This window comes from Hazenella coriacea, assembly GCF_004341825.1.
In the GTDB taxonomy this organism is placed as follows: domain Bacteria; phylum Bacillota; class Bacilli; order Thermoactinomycetales; family Thermoactinomycetaceae; genus Hazenella; species Hazenella coriacea.
The window spans coordinates 80706-102268 of record NZ_SMAG01000008.1 but is presented as its reverse complement, the minus strand read 5'-3'; the positions used below and the strand labels follow the sequence as shown (position 1 = coordinate 102268).

Genomic DNA, 21563 nt, shown 5'->3' with positions numbered 1-21563 from the left:
TTGTTGATACAAATCAAAAATCCCCACTGGAATCACCAGTAGGGACGAATATGTAACTTCGCGGTACCACCCTAGTTGCGAGCATCTGCTCACCACTTCATTCAGATAACGGCTTTGCTTACCGTCTTTCCCTTCATAAAGACACTGGTCTCTACTACGAGAAAGAAGCTCCAAGACTGTATTTCACGCTTAGACCTGTACTGATTCGCACCCACCATCAGCTCTCTGGAACAATGATCCTAAGCACTACTGAATTCCCTTCAACGCTCTAAAGTATAACATTGTTGTTTACCCATTATAGAGTGATGTCATTGGCAGTGTCAAGGGTTAAGCTAATGTATCGAAGTGAATAGTATCAAACTATGTGACAAAATTCGGTGTAGACGAATGGCTTGGGACATTTTATTCAATTAAAAACGAGGATCATTGAAACACCAACTATGAATTAACTATATCCTTTTTCCTGCCAATACTCTCTAAAAGTGCATTGAACTGATCGGGATCTTTTTCCCTAATTCTATCTATAATAATACGTACACACTTTTCTATTTCCTCCACATCTATTGGCTTCCATCCTCGATCAAGATAAGCAAGATGGGAATACTCATTTATCACTCTATTAACTAATACTGGAATTTCATCATCATCGAATAATTTGTATAAATTATCCAACGGACTATCATTATTAGGATATTTATAAAATAAATAGCACTCCAAAAACTTCCGAATATTATTTGGTAGATTGTAAAATTTACTATATGTATGTTCTACCTTTTTTTTGTAATTCCCCTCCATTTCCTTATGAACACTATACAGTTCGCTAAACAAATAATTGAATTCAGTTACATAATCTCTAATGTGATTTGGCATTTTAATAAGAAAACTCCTAGAAGTGTCATTCCACATTCTTCTCTCAATTAAAAAGTAATTTATATCTTGTCTATTTGGTTTGGTCAATCTTTTTAAATACTTCAGGAAATCCATACTATGTGTTGAAATAAATAGTTGATGATAGTTTTTCTTTTTAGCTATTACGCTTTCAATTAGACTAAACATAAAATAAATATGATTTCCATCTAAACTGGAAATAGGATCATCAATAAAAATAATAAGCCCATCTTTACTATTTTCCGCTTTCAAATCGTCTTCTATTTGAGCAATAAAGTAACAAAAGGCTATTAAACTGCACTCACCTTCACTTAAATTTTTGGCTTCAACACCATCTCTTAAAATTTTGAAGTTGATATTTGGTTTTTCACCTTCAGCTTTTAATTCCAATGCCTTGTGTCCGAAAAAGCTAGATAAATAGTTATTAACTAGTTCTGCTCCCCTACTCTCATCTTTTAGTTCTTCTTCTAAACGTTCAATTTCCATTTTCACTCTATTAACTTCTTGCTCATTGACAGAAATAAGATTCGCTAATTCCTTAACTTCATCCTCTAACTTTGTTATTTTTTCAATCCTTTTTTCATACTCAATAAGTTCAACAAACCTTTCTACTTTATCTTTTAGTAATTCTATTCGTACTTTATGTTGGTCTTTACCTAAATTATTTGTTCTTTGATTATTCTTATCAATTAATTCATTAATGTTTTCTATTTCAACATTGAATGCTTCTGTATAATCTATATAGTTGATTGCTGTCCTTTCATTAAAAATGTCGTTTGCTCTTTCTTTTAATTCAAGTATTAAGGATGAAATACAATTTATATAACTCTCTTTTACAACTTTGTAGTTTTCCTCTGCCTTTTTGTATTCAGGTTGTAGATCTACATAAAAATCATTAATGTCGATTTTAATGTAATTAAAAATCTTATCCTTTAATTCACTTAATCGGTTTATACATAAATCGATTTTAATCCTTAAATCCTCTGATTCCCGATTAAAATGTTTATCCAGCTTACCCCATAAATACTCATCTATTATATTTCCACAAAAGCCACAACAATCTCTTTTTCCTTTATGATGGTTAATCCCATCTCTCACCCAGTTCTGAAGTAGACTATCATTAATCAAATCTGATATTGGTTCTGATGGGACTATTTTCTTTCCTAAAAGACTATTCGCTAATTTCATGAGACTTAGAAATTCGTTTTTTAAGGGTGTAACTGTAGATATTGTTTTTCTAGGATCTTCTTTTAATAATTTCTTTCTAACTTCAATTTCTTCGTCATTTAATTTATCCATAGCTGATGCTTCTCTGATATCTTCTCTAATCCGGCTGATGTTATAGTTGGGTAAATTGTAAATATGACTGTCGTTCTTTATATCTCTTGCCTTTTTCTTTAATAACTCATCTAATTCATCTTTCTCGTCTTTAAATTCAATCTCTTTTAATTCCTTACTTTTCTTCAAATCATCTTCTTCATATAAAAAACCTTTTTTTCATTAATACTTCCTAACTCTTGGTGGAGTAGATCTAATTTGTTTTTAATTTCAACATTTCCCTTACCTAAAATAGCAAAAGACTTTATTTTTCCGTCTTCATTATTAAGCCAATTTAAATTTGACTTCACGAAATCCGTGTTATAAACACGGATCTTTAAATTAGACATTTCTTTTATATTTTCTTGATTGATTATTCTTCCATGATCTAATTCGATATCAAATTGGGGTGTATAAAAATCCTTATGTAATTCCTGCATTTCTAGGCATCTGAATATACGTGACAATGTTGTTTTCCCTGCGTAATTTCTTCCGTAAATGATATTCATAGTCTTAAATATAGAGTGCTCATCGTTTCCGACATTCTTTTTCCATCTATAATCAGAAAAAGACCCAAAGTTTGGTATATTAATTTTTTTAATTATACTAATCTCTCCTAAATATTTTTTATTACTAAATATCTATCACTTAATATTTTTTAAATCATTAAATGATTTCATTTTATCATTGAAAATACAGATTCACAACGGCATACTATCCACTATTCATCCACCTAGTAAGGTGTTTATTTTAAAAAAATTAGCAAAATTTATCTGAATTTACTTTTACTATTATATTTATATATCATGTAAATATAATTACAAAGTCTAGCAAAAATTGTTCATCTTTAGGATCGGTTTCACAACAAAGTTTTTCATCTCAAAACATTATTAAAAAAACTGCCTAGTTTTTTGGAGAAATAGGGGTGCATTACATATTCTTATTCTGCCGTATCTTTTTTCGGATACAGGAAAGGCCAACTACAGCTTCGCAGTTGGCCTATAACGATATAGATTTTGTTTATTTATTTCAAAACGATTTTATCTCAACTCGTCATCCAAAGGTATAATGACTTCATCTAAGGTCTTTTTCCACTGACGCTTCATTTCTGGTCCGTATTTCAATGGTTTGGCATCTGGATGTACGGCTTTATACTTCTCAAATTGCTTACTGTTGATAATTCCCCCAATATTGGGAATAGGATCAGTTCCGATTACATATTGAAGTGCAGATAAATGCAGCTGATTTTCTTCCACAAACCAAGTTTTCGCAAATTCTTTAATCGCCTTGTCACGTGCATTAGTGAAGAAGTGTCGTCTTACTGCAAGAATATCTTCTTCTGCATCAATCTCTTTAGTATCAATCGCATTTAAGATCGCACGATACACGTCTTTCACATTTTCTGATTTCTTCAATTTTTGAAGTGCTTTTTCGATATCGTCACGGATATTCTCATTATTGGCTGAGTACGTTTCCAATAGTCGATCAATATAGGTTGTGTCAATATCATAAATCTTAATCACATTTTCTCCATAGAATTCAATGTCTGAAAAATCGGGTCCTGATCCATCTTGGCGCCCTTCATCGACTAGCGAACCCTTAACCGTGTTGTATACACCAACATATTCTTCTAAGGTCTTCACCTGTTCTTGAAGTGCTTTTGATTTCTCCATCTCATCGTTATATTCATCGTACGTAACTAAAGCTTGGTAGGCATTATTTAGCTCTTGGAAATATTTCACGAATTCAATCCGTTTTTCAAGCGGAGAGTTCTCATTTACATCAGTGGGTTTTGGCACTACCCTTGTTAGCTCTTTGTGAGCCTTTTTGAAACGTTTCTTCGATGCAGCATAAGTAGGATAAACCAGATTCGATTCCTCTTGCTCTTGAGAATATAACTTCGTAGCATTCTTTACATTTTGCTCCATCGTCGCAGGTTTCCGGAATGTCACAATCAATCCTTTTGTCTTTCCCGGATCCGTGCGATTAGTTCGAGAAAAGGCTTGGATCAAATTGGCATAACTTAAATGACGATCTACGAATAATGTTTGGATCGTTGGTGCATCGAATCCAGTCAATAAGCGATCGACAACAATGACTAAGTCAATTTGTTTCCCAAATTCTTTAAACTCTGCTTTCTTACGAGCTAAGCGATTGTTAATATCGCCATTATATCGTTCAATATCTTCGATCGACCAGGCAGTATGATAATAATCGTTATAATCCTTGATCATTTCTTTCATTTCATCTTCAATTTGTTTGGAATTGTCTTCGTTTTCTTGTAGTGAATAGGTAATGGCCATCCGTGGAAAATCTGGATCTTCAATCGTACGCCCCGTTCGAATCGGATGTCCAGCAAATTCTTTCGTCAACCATTCTGGATCTTTGGTCATTTCCTTGATCGCCTGATAGTAGCGTTTCGCCATATCAATAGAACTTGTGGTTAAAATGGCAGACTTTTGTGGGCGGCCATTTTGGAAATCAAACTTGGTATAAGCATTATCGGGTCGAAAAATCTTATGAATAACTTTTTGAATATGTTCATCCCTTTCGAAAAAAGAGGGTTCAAGATATGCTTCCTTTTCGATTCCATCCATTTGATCGATGATATGATTTAGTTCATCGTCACTCACATCGGCGTATTTTTCATTTTGACGCAGTTGCTTAAAAATATAATTATTTAATGATGTGGGTTCAATCGTATCTTCGTGCTCGACTTGGAATCCTAACACAGACCCATCATCTAACGCATTCTTAATGGTATAGGTGTGCAAGACTTCTCCATATTGATCATGAGTGGTGCGAGCTAATTGACCTTTCCCTTGTTTTTTATTTACCTCAAAGATCGGTGTTCCTGTAAACCCAAACCATGTAGAATTAGGAAAAAACCCCTTGATCACTTCCATCCCTTCTGAACTTAACGCTCGATGGCATTCATCCACGACAAAAACAATATGTTGCCCCCGTAGCTTCTTAAAACGCTGGGTGCCTTTTTGTTCCTCTTGTTTTTTGGCATAGCGTAAGGCAGTTTCTAACTTTTGACGAGTGGTAATAATCACTGTATTGGAATTGGCATCAGAAAGTAGAGTCGCACTTAACTCTTTCGCACTTCCCGTTCCGACAATCAAGCTATTCGACTTGGCATGACCCGAAGAAAGACCCGTATTAAACTCGGAAGCAAATTTGGTAAATTCAGTCGTCGTTTGGTTGTCCAAGTCTTTTCGGTCAATGAGCATAATGGTACGATCGACACCTGATTTGCGAGCTAATAACTTCGTAGAAACAAAACTGGTCAACGTTTTTCCTGAACCCGTCGCATGCCAAACATATCCGGATTCATGTTTCATAGCTGATGTAAACAAGGCTTCAATCGCATGAATTTGATACGGTTTTAACACCATTAAGGCTTTGTTGTCTTGGTCCTCACTCACAATCGTATAATTGGCGATCAAGCGATGCGCATCTGGAATATTTAAAACTTGTTTCGCAAATTCATAGAGATTTTCTACTTTTCGATTGTCTGTGGTTCGCCAGCTAAAGACACATTTCTTATGCATGTCTTTAGGTAGTGCATTGGCAAAGTAACGAGTCGTTTGTTCGTTGGAAATGACAAATAACTGAAGGGTAGAAAAGATGTTATTTCGAAACATCCCTTCTTCAGCATATTTCTTGATCTGATGATAGGCTTGAAATACGCCGTCTTTGGCAGTCACTTGTTTTAACTCGATTTGGACAATGGGCAACCCATTGATTAAAAGTGTCACATCAAATCGGCGATTACGACCATCCACATTTACCTTTTGTTTCGCAATCTGATGAACAACTTCATATGTAGAGATTCCACCACCTATGTCTTGGTTGGAATATAGCACCAACGACATGGAACCTAGGGACACATCCTCACGTTCAATCGTAATCCGAGCAATTCCATTCTCCCCTTTCAGCCATCTAGCAGCATCAAAGGGAGTCCGTGTTTTCAATAGTAATTCTGTTTTAATCTTGTCAAATTCTTTATCAGTAATCGGATGTTCCCCAATTTCTGATAAATTATTTTGCGTAATCTTGTGACGCAAGTTCTTCCATAGGTCTTCTTCTGATTTTAAATCTGGACGATAATTCCACTGATTATGCCCTTCCCCCAACACTTCAATCAGGCGACGTTCCACTTCCCCTTCATCACGATGTGGGATCTTTGCCATGTTTCTCCTCCTCTCTGATTGGCTTAGACAAACATCTTTTGTAGGAATGCTTTTTTCGTTTCTTGGAGTAGCTCTAACTCGCGTTGATGGAGAGCGATCATGTCATCTAGTTGTTTGAAGAAGTTACCGATTTGGGTTTGTTCTTCTTTTTTAGGAAAAAGTAGATTTACTTCTTTTAAATCTGAGTTATGCAAGTGAACAACAGATTTCCCTTGAGCTCGTTTGCTTAATTCTTTTTGCTGCTTACCATTCGAGATAGTCAGAGCTAAGAATACTGGATCAATCTCATTACTTGGTCGTACAATATTTAAATCTCCACCCAAAATTATTCCTGGTTTACTAACCACTGATGCTCTTGAAATGTCTTCAGAAGTTTCTCCAGAAGATGGAATGATTACTTCATCGCCTTTACTTATTACAGATTTTCCTTTTTCTATAGTAAAAGTATCAACAGAATCTATAACGGTTTCATATTTTGTATATAATCGCCCATACAAAATTATTGGTTTACCTTTATCAGTCAAATCACTTTTTGAATACCCATTACCTTTAGAAAAATCCGCCATTCCTCCCAACCTACGCTGTTCCCAATCTCCAGTAAACCCTGGAAAACGAACTTCGGGCACGGACTCTCCTACTTTTGGAAATATTTTTTGTAAGAATCCTTGTTTTGTTTGTTTGAGGGTGGTTAGTTCTTGCTGATGAAGAGCGATTGTGTCGTCTAGTTGTTTAAAGAAGTTACCGATTTTGGTTTGTTCATCTCCTAATGTAGGAATTTCAACTTCAATTTGTGCTAAATCTTTTGAATTAATTGCAGGATAACTTGTTCCTGTACATCTATCGAGAACACTTGAAACAAATTTTTCTTCTTGAAGTTTACTAAATAAAAAATAACTGTCTACATTCGGTCGCATTTGAGCATATCCTGTTGAAAACACATAGTTATCATATGATAAATCGAAAAGATAATTATTCTTTTGATATGGTCTGACCGTCTGATAAAATACATCTCCCTGTTTAGCTAACCTTTGTGCTCTTGAAGGAGCCGATTCTCTATGTTCAGTACGGTGCGAAATCAGATCAGTCCCCACAACTGATTCTAAGTCCACATATTCGAATTGTTCCGGCAGATTCGATTTTGGATTAATTTCGGCTATATCCCCCAACTTACGCTGTTCCCAATCCCCAGTAAACCCTTGAAATCGAACTTCTGGTATATGTCTATTTTTCACGTTTAAACACCTCTAATGCACCTTTGATCCATTCTTTGTTCTCTTCATCAAATTGTAGTGAAGAAATCATGTCATATAGGCTGGATTCGAGTTCTGCTTTTTCTTTGCGAATCTCTTTAATCGTTGCACCAATTGTAGCCAAATCCACAGGCGGTTCTTCTTCAAAGGTATCTACGTAGCGAGGGATGTTCAGATTGAAATCATTCTCTTTAATTTCATCAAAACTAGCAAGGTGAGCATATTTCTCCACATGATCTCGCTTTTTATATGTCTCAACAATCTTATCGATATTTTCTTTGGAAAGTTTATTTTGGTTCTTTCCTTTTATAAACTCTTTACTTGCATCGATAAATAACACATCACGAGTCGTACGATTTTTCTTCAAGATGATGACGGTTGTGGGAATTGATGTCCCAAAGAATAAGTTTGGTGGCATACCAATAACCGCATAAATACTGCCATCTTCTAATAATTTCTTACGAATCATGCCTTCTGCGGCTCCACGGAAGAGGACTCCATGCGGTAAGACGATTGCCATGGTTCCCGAGTCTTTCAAATGATAGAACCCATGTAAAAGAAAAGCAAAGTCTGCTTTTGATTTGGGTGCTAACCTCCCGTAACGATTAAAACGAGAATCATCTAAAAATGTATTATCTGACGACCATTTTGCTGAGTAGGGTGGATTCATCAGGACTGCATCAAAGGTATATGGCTCATCTGTCGGCCAATCTTTGTTCAATGTATCCCCATTGCGTAAACGCATATCTTCTTTATCCACCCCATGCAAGATCAAGTTCATCTTCGCTAGATTATAGGTCGTTGTATTTAGTTCTTGTCCGTGATACTTTACACTCTCTGGGTGGTTCACATATTTTCGAATGTTCAACATCAAGGAACCTGATCCCATAGTTGGGTCATAGACGCTAAACAATTTTTTATCTTCTTGATCGATTGCGGCGATCCGAGCCATCATGTTAGACACTTCAGAAGGTGTATAGAATTCTCCCGCTTTCTTACCCGCTTCGGAGGCAAATTGACCAATCAAGAACTCATAGGCATCCCCAATGACATCGCCATGATGTCCCAGCACATCCATCTCATTTAGTTTCTTCAAGACTTCTGTAATGGTAATATTTCGCTGTTGATCATCTGCTCCCAGTTTTTTGGATTTCAAATCCACATCATCAAATAATCCACTAAATTGATCATATTTCGTAGACAAATCGATAAAGGCTTTATTCAAGTCATTCAGTTGAAACGTGTTTTCTTTCGCTTGCTTGGTTAATACATTAAATAAATACGCGGGCTCAATATCATAGCCCAATGTATCCTCTAACGTTTCAATCAAGTCATTTTTTGTATCTTCATCTGCTACTAAATCCTTATACAATTGAGTCTGTTTTTCTTGTGTGTTGTGTTCTACTAGCGATTCACCTGCTATTTCAACTACTTTTTCTAATAACTTATCAGATAAGTACTTGTAGAAGATCAATCCTAATAAGTAGTTTTTGTATTCTGATGCATCCATTTTGCTTCGCAAGTTGTCTGCGGCACTAAATAATTTTGTGTTTAAATCAGCCATGTTACGTTCCTCACTTTATCTATTATTGGTCTAATTGCTTCAATACTTCTAGAAAAAGTTGCTCTTCAAGTGCTGCTTGTTTCTTTGCCAAAGCTTGACGTTTTCTCAGAGAGAAATAAGCTTTTCCGATCGTTCGTTGTTTCTCGATCCTTGGTAACTTAATTTCCAACCCTTTTAAAATCGCTGGAGTTAATTTGGGCACCGTACTTCCTTGCATGGAAAATGCCATTTGCTTTTTCACTGAGTGTGATTCATTCAACGCATAACATAAATAGTGTTTATCTAAATGTTCACTTTCAATCATGAGTTTCGCAAAATTTTGATTTATAATCTTCCCTTGATTGAAGTCACTCACGATCCCAGCTTTGGAACTCACAAAGCTGAAAACAACATCCCCGGCATTGCTCAAATAGCCGTCTTCATGATTTGAATTTCCACGATCAGAACTAGCCTGTGAGTCTAGAAATGAGCCGTCTAAATCATTCATTAAATCCTCGTATGTATAAGCCACTACAGTTAGATCATTTTTCTCGGTTCCTCTAGAAAGGTTTCTTCCTATTTTAACGGTTACTATATCTTCAAGTTTCATATCCCGTCCTCTTCGAAAAAGTATTTCTTTAAAATTACTTAACAATAATTACATCATATCATTCTGAAAATACTTAGTCAATCATTACTTTGTGTATTTTTTAAGAATTACATGAGATGATGGTTAGATGCTGATTCAGTCTAGCTTTAGGCATCCTCACACATCTCTTCTAATAAAAGTAGGAGTAGAAATAAAAGAAATCTAGGAAAGATACAAAAAAATAGGATTCCCCTGGGTCGGAGAATCACTGATAGGCTTAGTCATTTAAAACACCCTTCACCTCAACGCACTCAAATATAAATCTAATGAATCATTCACTTCTTTTTCCACTAGCTCAATGAAATCTGTATAGTCTTTATTTGTATTAGCCTGATCTAATGCTTCATAATATGCCAAACGATTTTCTACTTTAATAATAACAGGCGGAAAGCCACCTTTCATTAATTCTAGGTTCAATAGAAGCCTTGAGGTTCGTCCATTTCCATCGATAAACGGATGAATACCAACGAAGATCGCATGTAACATTGCTCCACGCTTTACAGGATGAAGAACCTGTCCTTCTTGTTCATACCATTCCATTAAACTTTCCATTTGTTCTTTGATTAAATAATGCGCAGGCGGCGTATGTTTGGCTCCAGCAATAAATACTTGCTGGTCGCGGTAAACTCCAGCGTATTGATCATCAATACCTTTTAGCACAAGTCTATGTATATTTTTAATCTGCCATTCAGATAACGGTTCTTCCTTTTGTACAATTTCTTCGACATAAGCAATTGCATCCCGATGGTTGATCACCTCTAAATGCTCTCGGAGCGTCTTGCCACCGACTGTAATTCCTTCTAATACCACTTTCGTTTCATTCAACGTCAGTGTATTACCTTCAATCGCATTTGTATTGTATGTCCATTCTAATAACAGCTTTTCCCGTAAGCTTTTCACCATATATTTAGGTAAAGGACGTAATTGATCTAATTGGGCTTTCTTATGATCGATTTGTTCCAGCATTCACTTCACCTCACAATTTCCATTATAATGCTTTATCGGCTATTTTCGGTTGTAACCTCGTTCGCCATAAGGTTGTAACTTTTCTAACCATTTTTCTTCGATTTCTGAGAGAGCTTCCTTCTCGTTAAAGTAAGGGTCATCCTTCTTTTTTAATTTTTCCAGTATGTCAAATGTGAAAGCATCTTTTCCGTACTGGTTCCATTCTTTTTGCAACTCTTTGTTGGGGGTATATCTATTTGTTTCGAGCATAAATTTTATTCCGTTTAAGGTTTTAAAGTTTTTCGTACTTCCAACCAATATTTTATTGTTAATCGTATTCTTTATCTGATAAATTCCTGCTTGAACAGATGTTTCTTTAAACTGTTGTTTTAACTCTTTTTTACGATCCATTTTTTCACCTACTGTTATCTATTCATTTTTTTAACCAATACATACTTCCATCCGGTTTGCGGTCAAGGAATCCATATTCAATTAAATATCTTCTGATCAAAGCATAATCCTCATAATAGCTTTTTAAAATTTGATTTAACTCTCGTTCATCATAGTGATAATCTGCTTGTAAAGCCTTAGAAATTTCACGAAGGATTACAAGCCTTTGTTTTTCCTTTGGAGGAAACTTAGTCAAAGACCCTTCTGAAAAATATTGTTTGATAATTCCCTCTTGTTCACCTTCAGTCATGTTATACCTTTCATCTACCATTGTGGCCGTTTTATGCACGGGTACAAAAGCGGGTGCGTGATCATCTTTTTCTTTTAGTAATTCCATCATAGCTAAAAAGGTTTTTGCCTGTCGTTCCTTTTCTTTTAATGCAAAACGGTGATGACGAATGGTAGAAGTACTTCCAATGCCTAATGCTTCTTGAATTTCTTTATCATTTTTCCCCCGGTAAAAAAGGGCTAAAAGGCTCTTTTGATGTTCAGTAAGACCTGTGAGTTTCTTATCCATCCCAAGTAAATAGTCAAATACAGATTGATGAGTCCTTTCTATATGGATCCGCATAAATCTTTCAGCTTCGTAAAATCTATTTTCATAAGGATAGACCATCCCTTTCTCTATTTTTTCCCCGCATAGTAAGCATGTAAATGAATCTCTCTCTTGAATATATCCACTTTTCAGCTCTTCCAAAGAGGCATTCCAAAACCTATTCGATATTTCCACTGTTATAACACTTCCTACCACGCCTATAAAACAAACAAATAGATATTATGTTTGTTTATTTGCAAATATAATATGTTAATGTTTATTATATGCCAAATTAATGGTGGATGGGTAGCCATTTCTCTTTTTATTTTAATATCTTTGTGTTGATGCAAAATGAAACCGACAGTAGCCTATTTCAGCTGCGTTTTTGATAAGTTCGAGATTTAAAGCTGCTAAATTGAAGAAAAGACCTTTCGTAAGTTCACTGAACTTACGAGAGGTCTTTGATCATACATCATTGATAGTCGCTTAAACGGAGTTTGATAAAGAGTTATTCAAACCCCTATAGATCAAGGCTTTATGATGCTAGATGACATCATGCCGCCCATAAGTTAGCCTTTAAAATCCTCTAAAACAACCGCAAAAACTAGTTTTCACTTTCCCATCAAAAAATATAACAATGGGGTTATTTTGTCAAAAAAGGCAAACATATTGTTCTCATCAAGCATGTTTTTCGTTAAGGTTCTAATTTGTTCAAAAGGAGTTCCAGGTAAGTATCTAACATACTCGAGTTCCCTTCTTGCTTCTTCCATCAATATGAGGAGCTTCAATCTCATTAATATTCTTTTTTTCTAGATTTCTTGGCAAATATCCAACCCATTATACCACCAACAGCAATTCCAAAAATGAGCTTTGAAGCTATATTGTCAAACAAAAGAAAGCCCACAGTTGTCATCATCACAATGAATATAAAAAACCAATACCAATCTGCTTTCCTCATTTGCTCCTCCTTCTTAATAAAATTCACATCCCTTATAATTTTATAACAATTCCACTCAACAAACTGGCCCTATTATGAAAAAAGGACGCAAATCCTCAGCCTTCTGAGGAGATAACATCGACTATGGAGATGTAGAAGAGGTCATGAATGGAGCACTACGCCAAAACATCGAACAACGGGGGCAGACCGGCTGTAAGAAGTGTAGAACAGGCAAACGAAGATTAGAAAAAAGGCCTCTCAACAATTCAGCGAATTGATGAAAGGCCTCCGTATTTAGAGTGATTTATTGGCACTTATGACCAATAAAATGACCACGGTTTGATGAAAGTTGCTCTAACCCTTGGTAAATCAGAGGTTTAGAGTTTTCCTTACATCATGCCGCCCATGCCACCCATTCCGCCCATAGCGCCCATGTCTGGAGCACCACCAGCGTTTTCTTCTGGTTTGTCAGCCACTACAGCTTCAGTGGTAAGAACCATCGCTGCTACAGACGCTGCATTTTGAAGTGCGGAACGAGTTACTTTAGCTGGGTCTACGATTCCAGATTCCATCATGTTGACCCATTCCCCAGTACGAGCATTGAAGCCGATTCCGAGGTCTTCTTTTTTCAGACGCTCAACAACAACGGATCCTTCAAGACCTGCGTTGTGGGAGATTTGACGTACTGGCTCTTCCAATGCACGTTTGATAAAGTCCCTACTGGAACCATCAGTAGGGACGAATATGTAAATTCACGGTACCACCCTAGTTGCGAGCATCAATCTGCTCACCACTTTATTTCAGATAACGGCTTTACTTACGTTCTTTCCCTTCATAAAGACACTTGTCCTCACTACGAAAAAGAAACTCCAACACTGTACTTCATGCTTAGATCTGTACTGATTCGCATCCACCATCAACTCTCTGGGATAACAATCCTAAGCATTACTGGATTCAACGCTCTAAAGTATAACATTGTTGTTTATTCATTAGAGAGTGAAGTTATTGGAAGTGTCAATATGTTGATAAGATGACAATCGCCAATGAGGTTGTTTCTTTATGATTTTAATGAAGAATCTTTACATAGGTTTCGCTATACCTAATATCATTTCACAGTTATGTATGTTTATATCTATAGGTGATTTTCCTTTTTTGCTAATTAGATAATTTTTAAAAATTGAGATCCTGAGTGTTATAAATGAACCAACATTCTTTTGTTAACTATACTCTGAGCATCAGAAAAGTTTTTGTTCTTTAAGTGATTCAAAACAACAAAAATATCTTTTAGTTCTTCAAATACACCATGTTTCTCCAAATCCTCCTCAAGCACATTTTTCATAACGTCTTCATTTAGTTTAGCCTTTATTTGTTTATCATTCCATTTCTTTAAAATACTTTTTAATTCAGATACAATATCTATTGTTTTTGAATCTTCTATTTCTGTATTAAAAAATTCATTTATTCTATTAGTTGGCACATAGTTTTCTAGCATATTATAATTAGTACAAAAACCCATCCTCGACCCATTCACATCTTGATTCATCTCATTAACCGCATCTATATAAGGTTGAACATCAGAATCATAGAAGTGAAATTCTGGAACATCAATGTTCTTCAAATACCTTTTTTTAATGATATTAACCAATTGCCCACCATTTGTAGGCATGATTGAAACATCTTTTTCAATGTCAATTATACTCTTAAACGTAGGGAGCTGCCCGATTGCTCTAATAAACCGAATATCATTTTCCCCCTCTACAAACATAACAACTTTACTAGATATTGAAGGGAGTTGGCCCAAAGTTTCTATTATCTTATCAGCCTTTTGATTATGATCTAATGCACATATGACAGGATAACCACCTTTTCTCTCAATTAAATTTATATCCTCTATTTCAAAGAAGCCTGCCACTTCCGGACTATGTGTTGTAATAAAAACTTGTCGCTTGTCAGCACGAGCTATCTTAATTAATGATTCTATTATCATTTTCTGAAAGTCTGGATGTTGACTTGTTTCTGGTTCTTCAATTGCATAAATAACACTACTCTTTTCGGAATTTTTTAATACCCTATCTGCCTCGGCTCGAAAATAACTTAGTAGTACTAATCGTCTTATCCCACTTCCTCTCTTATTTAAAGGAATCCCATTATCAGTATCTATATTGAACGAAAAAAGCGAATCTAATTTCCCTATATTCATATTAGGTGTTAAACTTACTCCCGAAAATTGTGGGAACTCTTTCAACTTTTCTATAGTATTTTCTAGCACTTCCTTTACTTGTTTTTCAACATTTCTAGCCATAGCGTAAAACTCTTTTTCTATACCTTTTACTGATTCTGCTACAACCATTTTAATTGGGTCTTGCACGTCTTTATCTTTATCACTATTAGATCTATCTACTTTGAACAATTGGTAGATAGGTAATACCAATTTAATTTTTTCCCAAGCTTTTTTTTGATTCTCAATCTCGCCGATGTTAATTTCTACCATTTCTTTCTCGGGATTTGAAGTTATAGCATCTCGATATAAAGCAGATCTAATTGTTGCATTAATTGTTAGATTGAGATCTGTATATTTAGACTTAATTTCATCAGTTATAAGCTTCTTTAAAGCAGAATTATTTAGAGTAATTAATGGTTTCTTACTGAAAACCTTTGGATAATACGCTAACAAACTTCTAGTCACAGATCCAGAAGTTATTGTTGAAGCATTCCTATCAACCTTCACAGATAATTTTATTTCAAGTAATCCTTCCTCATTCAACAAGTTTTCTTTCTTAAAATCCGTAGGATGACTGGAATCAATAATGACTTCATTCTCATCTTCAAGTAGTTCAAAATAGGTAGTAATTTCAATTATATCTTCCTGTGTTGTTATACATAAATCTGAAACATCCAATAATTTATGCGGAGCATCTGCAAAAAACACCTCTAAAGCTTCTAAAATAGTAGATTTACCTATATCATTCTTACCAATAATAGCTGTAATGTCTCTTGAAAAATTTATCTCACATTCTTTGTAGCCTCTAAAGTTCCTCAATGTAAGTTTTCTTAAAATCAATTTTTTACTTCCTCCTTTACTTAACTCTAAAATCAATGAATAGAACGAACTCCTATAATTATTAAATATATCTATAATGTATCAAAGCAAATAAGAAAGCTCAATCGGCACTGCAGAGATATAAATATTTATTAATCTCATTAAATATAGCCTTGATTAATTGATTATATATTCATTATGTGGTTAATTATAAGTAATTAATTAATTTTTAGGGGATTAGACGTGAAGGCATAGGAGGATAATAGATGCAAATTAAATTTGTAGAGATTCAAAATTACAGAAAGCTAAAGTCGTGTCGAGTGGAATTTACAGATAAGACCACTTTATTTGTTGGGGCTAACAATAGCGGGAAAACATCTGCTATGACTGCATTAATACAATTCTTAGATAAGAAGAATGGATTTACTATAAATGATTTTACAATATCGAACTGGATTAAAATTAATCAAATCGGAGAAAAATGGTGCAATGATCGTAAAGAGCTACCCGATTTTTCTGAAGATAACTTAGGAATACTTTTACCAACTATGGATATATGGCTACAAGTTGAAGAAAAAGAAATTCATTATGTTACACACCTCATTCCAACTTTGGATTGGGATGGAGGTTTACTTGGTGTTCGATTACGATTGGAACCCAAAAACATTGAAGATCTTCACAAAAATTTCCTTGATTCAATTAAGCAGGTACAAGAAACTTTAGCTACAGCTAAGTTAGAAAAAGATGGTGAATCAATATCATTGTGGCCCAGAGATCTCGAGGACTATTTAAACAGAAAAATTCAAACTCAATTTATGATTAAATCGTATATTCTTGATCCAGCCAAATGTTCACAACCCGAAAACGGCATTGCCCAACCTCAAATCCTCCCACTTGACAGTCAACCTCTAGAAGGAGACCCATTTAGAAAATTATTTCTAGTACATCATATTAATGCTCAACGAGGATTTGCTGATCCAGTTAATACAACAAACCAAGATGGAGGATCGAGAGGTGGACCAGTTGGAAACCTCTCAACACAGCTACGCACATACTATAACACACATTTAAATCCAACAGAATTGCCTGATCCATCAGATATTCATGCTATACAAGCTATTGAATCAGCTCAAAAAGAATTTGATAAGAAACTGAAAGAAGGTTTTAAAGATCCAATTAGTGAATTAGAGAGCTTGGGATACCCCGGTTTTTCTGACCCTAAAATAACTATTTCTACTAAATTAAAACCTATTGATGGACTTAATCATAGTTCAGCTATTCAATTTGAATTAATGCCTGAAAATGACCAAAATAACAGTTTACAATTACCTGAACAGTACAATGGATTAGGTTATCAAAATTTAATATCTATAATATTTAAATTAGTAGAATTTAGGGATGAATGGATGAGAGTAGGGAAAGTTGCTAAAAAAAATCCGATTGATAAAGATATTTTTTTTATCCCACCATTACATATTGTGTTGATCGAAGAACCTGAAGCACATCTTCATGCACAAGTTCAACAAGTGTTTATCCGTCAAGCTTACAAAGTTCTACGTAATCATGAAAATCTAAAACAGAAAAATAACTTTACAACACAATTAATTGTTAGTACACATTCAAGTCATATCACTCATGAAATGCCTTTCTCATGTTTGCGCTATTTTCGTCGAAATCCTGCAAATGCAGACAAGGAAGTACCAACATCTACAATTGTCAATCTTTCAAATGTATTTGGAAAAGGTGAAGAAACGGAGCGTTTTGTAACTAGATATCTTCAATCAACTCATTGTGATTTATTTTTTGCAGATGCAGCTATACTTGTAGAAGGTCCAGCTGAACGAATGTTGATTCCCCATTTTATCCGAAAACACTTTTCCGAGTTGCACCAAAAGTATATTTCATTATTAGAAATCGGTGGAAGTCATGCCCACACTTTAAAATCATTGATCGAACAACTAGGTTTAACAAGTTTAATAATAACTGATTTGGACTCAGTTGATCCTGATAAAAATGATTCAACTACCCCGCCTTGTAGAAATAAAGGATATAAAACTAGGAATCATACATTAAAAACTTGGATACCTGTAAAATCTGATATAGATGAATTATTAGATTTGCCCGATGAAGAGAAAGTCATATCATTTGACAATGGCTTTTCAGTTCGAGTAGCTTATCAGTCTCCTATAAAAGTAGTCATGAATTCTGAAGGTACAGAAGTAGAAGCTCTACCATATACTTTTGAAGATGCATTGGTCTTGGAAAATATAGACCTATTTAAAGTGATCAAGGGCAAGGGGTTAATAAAAAAATTCAAAGACGCCATTAATAATACTGAGTCAATCTCCGAATTGAGTGAACAACTTTTCAAAGACCTAAGAAAAGGAAAAAAAGCTGAATTTGCTCTTGATCTAATCTACTTTGAAGACCCAAATGAACTAAAAGTACCAACTTATATACACGAAGGGCTTACTTGGTTAAAAAATGAATTACCAAAAAACCAAGAAGATGTAAGAAGTATTAATCCAACAGCGGAGACTATTGTCGTGGAAGAAAAGGTGAGAATCTAATGATTAATGTAGAACAAAACAAAGATAATTATATTGATAATCACGTAGATGAAACCATTTCTAATTGTATGAACCCTGACAATTTAAGGAGTTTCTTCTTATTTGCTGGAGCTGGTTCTGGAAAAACTAGATCTTTGGTCACTGCACTGGAGAAATTCAAAGAAAATCATTACAAAAAATTACAGCTACGTGGCCAAAGAGTAGCTGTAATTACGTACACAAATGCTGCCTGTGAAGAAATTGAAAGTCGTCTTGGTTATGATCCACTGTTTTCTGTGTCAACCATACATACTTTCATATGGGAATTAATCAAAGGTTTTAATGAAGACATAAGAAAGTGGTTGATTGAGGATTTAAAAAGACAAATTGAAATATTAAAATCCGATCAAGAAAAGGGTCGTGCTGGAACCAAGACTTTCATCAATCGTGAAAAAAAAATAGAGACTAAAGAAAATCGGCTTCTAAATATCAAAAAGATTACACAGTTCACTTACAACCCAAATAGTCTTAATCATGGTAAAGAATCTTTAAACCATAGTGAAGTAATCAGTATTGGAGCATACTTCTTAACTAACGAACCTTTGATGCAAAATATATTAATTAGTAAATTTCCAATTCTTTTCGTTGATGAGTGTCAAGATACGAATAAAAACCTTATAGATGCACTGTTTAAAGTTGAAAGAGAGAATCAGAAAGACTTCTTGTTAGGATTATTTGGTGATACTATGCAAAGAATTTACTCTGATGGTAAAGCTAATCTTGGAACTAACCTGCCGAAAAGATGGGAAAAACCAGTAAAAAAAATGAATCACAGATGCTCACCACGAATAATTAAGTTGATAAATAAGATCAGATCTACTGTTGATAATCAAGAACAATTAGCACGTTCAGACAAAAATGAAGGGTTTGTCCGTTTGTTCATACACCCTGTAACAACAGAAAAAACAAATGTAGAACTTATAGCCAGAAAACGCATGGCAGAAATCACCCATGATCCAAAATGGATAGATGTTGATGGAAATTACACCACTCTTATTCTTGAACATCATATGGCTGCTAATCGATTAGGATTCTCACATATATTCAAGCCTCTTTATCAAATAGATAAATTACAATCTGGATTACTAGATGGTTCACTTTCTGAATTGAAATTTTTTACGCAAATCATTTTACCTATAGTAAATGCCCATAAAACCGGGGATAAATTTACCGTAGCAAGCATCGTAAGAAAATATTCTCCACTCATTAAAATACAAAAAAATGAAAAAGATCAATTACGACTTATTAAAAAAGCACAGGAAGCTACGAATCAATTGCTATCATTATGGGACAAGCATAATGACCCACGATGTATTGATATCTTACAGTCTATAGCAGAATTTAACTTATTCGAGATTCCAAACAACTTGTATTCTTTTACACTTACAACTAGAGATCAATACATTAAAGAAGAAATTAATGAGAATAAGGAAAAAGACGTGGCAACAGCCTGGGATCTATTTCTAAATGCTCCATTCAGCCAGATTAAAGCATACGATTCTTACATAACTGGCAAATCAAACTTCATGACTCACCAGGGAGTCAAAGGGCTTGAATTTCCACGTGTAATGGTAACTATTGATGACAGCGAAGCACATGGTAAATTATTCAGCTATGAAAAGTTATTTGGAGCTAAAGAAAAAACTAAGCAAGATATTTTAAATGAAAACACAGGCAAGGAGACAAGTATGGACCGAACGAGGCGTTTATTCTATGTTACATGTAGCCGTGCAAAAGAAAGTCTCGCTATCATAGCTTATTCAACAGATCCTCATTCGGTCAAAAGGCATGTTTTAGAGGAAGGATGGTTTGAGGAAAGTGAAGTAGAACTCTTACAATTATAGTCACTGGTGTCAGTTGAAAAGAGTCTTCCCATAGGTTCCGCCAAGCCTATGGGAAGACCCTCGTAATTTCATCATTACAATATACTTCCATGCAATAAAAGATTATTCTAGAATTTACATATATTAAATTTCTCTTCCCCATATTGCAGTATTTCAAAGTCACCCTATTTTAAGAATAAATAACCCCTACTCCTCGAAGTAATCTAAGTCGATCCTCTTTACTGTATACTGCATTACCTTAGAAACACCGATATTATATTTCATCATGTACTTCGCTAATTCAATCCCATTTATAAGAATAATCTTTTTCTCAATTTTTCCTACATAGTCTTTTGATTCTTTTGTAAAATCGGATGTAGTAATAAAAACACCTTTTCGTGCACGCTGTCCTTCTAGACTACCGGCAAACTTTTGAATCTCTGGACGACCAATGATCCCCTCCCATCGTTTTGCCTGCACATAAATCATGTCTAACCCCAACACATCTTCTTTAATTATGCCATCAATTCCTTCGTCTCCACTCCTTCCAATGGCTTTTCCGGCATCCTCAATAGAACCACCATACCCCATTGCTACCAATAATTCTACTACTAAACGCTCAAAAAAATCCGGAGAACATCTTTTAACTTTTTCAAGTAATTCTTCACGTAACTGGCTCTCAAGTACTTCATAGCTCTCTTCTAATTGTTCTTGTGGTGTTAGTTCCCGTTCCGCTGGTTCGCATTCTCCCTTATTCCCAGTACTATTTTCGTTATTTATAAAATGTCTAAATTCCTCATATTTTAATAAATATTGCTTGGTTAGCTGACCAATTGAAGGATCTGCAAGAACCTGAAGTCCACGTTTTGTTATAACAAATGTTCCTCTACGAATATTTTCTAGCATTCCTGCTTTTTTCAGGTAAGTTCTTGCCCATCCAATCCGATTATGAAAAACTAACTGATTTCCACTTGGCAAGAACTCTTCCTGTTCCTCTTTACTCAATTGAAAGTAGTCAGCTAAATAACTATAAGCTTCTCGTAATGTATGCTCGTTTTCATCTTTCAACATTTCTAACAAGGGATACATAAACGTTTGGTAATCTGGAATACTCATTCAGATCAAATTCCTTTCACGTTATTTTATTATCTCTATTACTCTTTCCTTTTTAGTAAATGTCCTCTCTTGAACGAAAATTGTGTTTACAGTGTCTTTTAAATAAAGTTTTACTAATTAAAACAGATGAATGATCTAGTTATTTCGAGGATAGTTAGGCTATAGCATCATATATAGTAATGAATATCTATTCTCTTATGACTCAAAAAACTAAAAAGAAAACCTCTCATAATTATAGCCTTACGAGAGGTTTTCTCTTATT

The 21563-nt window shown here is 34.8% G+C and carries 14 protein-coding genes, 1 pseudogene and 2 other annotated features; of the genes and pseudogenes, 2 read left to right on the top strand and 13 right to left on the bottom strand.

What is annotated here, in order from left to right; translation table 11 throughout:
- Positions 1-37: 37 nt before the first annotated feature.
- Positions 38-273 (bottom strand) — a binding site (T-box leader).
- A 165-nt stretch (positions 274-438) separates the two neighbouring features.
- From EDD58_RS12580 to EDD58_RS12530, 12 genes and pseudogenes are all read right to left on the bottom strand, one after another.
- A complete protein-coding gene (locus EDD58_RS12580; protein WP_131926101.1) occupies positions 439-2355 on the bottom strand; it encodes an AAA family ATPase in 1917 nt (638 codons plus the stop codon).
- On the bottom strand, positions 2352-2792 hold the full coding sequence (locus tag EDD58_RS15285; protein WP_279389113.1) for an AAA family ATPase: 441 nt from the start codon (positions 2790-2792) through the stop codon (positions 2352-2354). Before EDD58_RS15285 ends, EDD58_RS12580 begins: the two co-directional genes overlap by 4 nt.
- A 453-nt stretch (positions 2793-3245) precedes the next feature.
- Complete coding sequence (locus EDD58_RS12570; RefSeq protein WP_131926097.1) at positions 3246-6404, bottom strand: type I restriction endonuclease subunit R; 3159 nt, start codon at positions 6402-6404, stop codon at positions 3246-3248.
- A 23-nt stretch (positions 6405-6427) separates the two neighbouring features.
- Positions 6428-7636 carry a restriction endonuclease subunit S gene (locus EDD58_RS15180; RefSeq protein WP_131926095.1) on the bottom strand — a complete coding sequence of 403 codons (1209 nt, stop codon included), beginning with the start codon at positions 7634-7636 and terminating at the stop codon, positions 6428-6430.
- Positions 7626-9218: a type I restriction-modification system subunit M gene (locus tag EDD58_RS12560; RefSeq protein ID WP_131926093.1), complete on the bottom strand. Its 1593-nt coding sequence runs from the start codon at positions 9216-9218 to the stop codon at positions 7626-7628. Before EDD58_RS12560 ends, EDD58_RS15180 begins: the two co-directional genes overlap by 11 nt.
- A gap of 22 nt (positions 9219-9240) precedes the next feature.
- Complete coding sequence (locus tag EDD58_RS12555) at positions 9241-9807, bottom strand: restriction endonuclease subunit S (RefSeq protein ID WP_131926091.1); 567 nt, start codon at positions 9805-9807, stop codon at positions 9241-9243.
- A gap of 276 nt (positions 9808-10083) precedes the next feature.
- Positions 10084-10812 (bottom strand): Fic family protein, encoded by a 729-nt coding sequence (locus EDD58_RS12550; RefSeq protein ID WP_131926089.1) that lies wholly within the window; start codon positions 10810-10812, stop codon positions 10084-10086.
- Positions 10813-10851: 39 nt separating this feature from the next.
- The gene (locus tag EDD58_RS12545; protein ID WP_131926087.1) at positions 10852-11202 is read right to left on the bottom strand and encodes a GIY-YIG nuclease family protein; all 351 of its coding nucleotides are present in this window, start codon (positions 11200-11202) and stop codon (positions 10852-10854) included.
- Between the two features lie 22 nt (positions 11203-11224).
- Positions 11225-11971, bottom strand: a complete 747-nt coding sequence (locus tag EDD58_RS12540; protein ID WP_131926085.1) for a DUF2087 domain-containing protein — start codon at positions 11969-11971, stop codon at positions 11225-11227.
- Positions 11972-12569: 598 nt separating this feature from the next.
- The gene (locus tag EDD58_RS14950; protein ID WP_165875970.1) at positions 12570-12734 is read right to left on the bottom strand and encodes a hypothetical protein; all 165 of its coding nucleotides are present in this window, start codon (positions 12732-12734) and stop codon (positions 12570-12572) included.
- A gap of 368 nt (positions 12735-13102) precedes the next feature.
- A pseudogene (locus tag EDD58_RS12535) lies at positions 13103-13429 on the bottom strand (TCP-1/cpn60 chaperonin family protein); the annotation flags it as partial.
- A gap of 15 nt (positions 13430-13444) precedes the next feature.
- Positions 13445-13680: a binding site (T-box leader), on the bottom strand.
- 225 nt (positions 13681-13905) lie between these two features.
- A complete protein-coding gene (locus EDD58_RS12530) occupies positions 13906-15810 on the bottom strand; it encodes an ATP-binding protein (RefSeq protein WP_165875969.1) in 1905 nt (634 codons plus the stop codon).
- Between the two features lie 209 nt (positions 15811-16019).
- Here EDD58_RS12530 and EDD58_RS12525 point away from each other — a divergent pair, with 209 nt between their 5' ends.
- Positions 16020-18323, top strand: coding sequence for an AAA family ATPase (locus tag EDD58_RS12525; RefSeq protein WP_131926079.1), 2304 nt, complete (start codon positions 16020-16022; stop codon positions 18321-18323).
- Positions 18323-20206, top strand: coding sequence for a UvrD-helicase domain-containing protein (locus EDD58_RS12520; RefSeq protein ID WP_131926077.1), 1884 nt, complete (start codon positions 18323-18325; stop codon positions 20204-20206). The genes EDD58_RS12525 and EDD58_RS12520 overlap by 1 nt, the downstream gene beginning before the upstream one ends.
- A gap of 186 nt (positions 20207-20392) precedes the next feature.
- On the opposite strand, the gene EDD58_RS12515 is transcribed toward EDD58_RS12520, so the two are convergent.
- Positions 20393-21301, bottom strand: coding sequence for a restriction endonuclease (locus EDD58_RS12515; RefSeq protein WP_131926075.1), 909 nt, complete (start codon positions 21299-21301; stop codon positions 20393-20395).
- Positions 21302-21563: the final 262 nt, after the last annotated feature.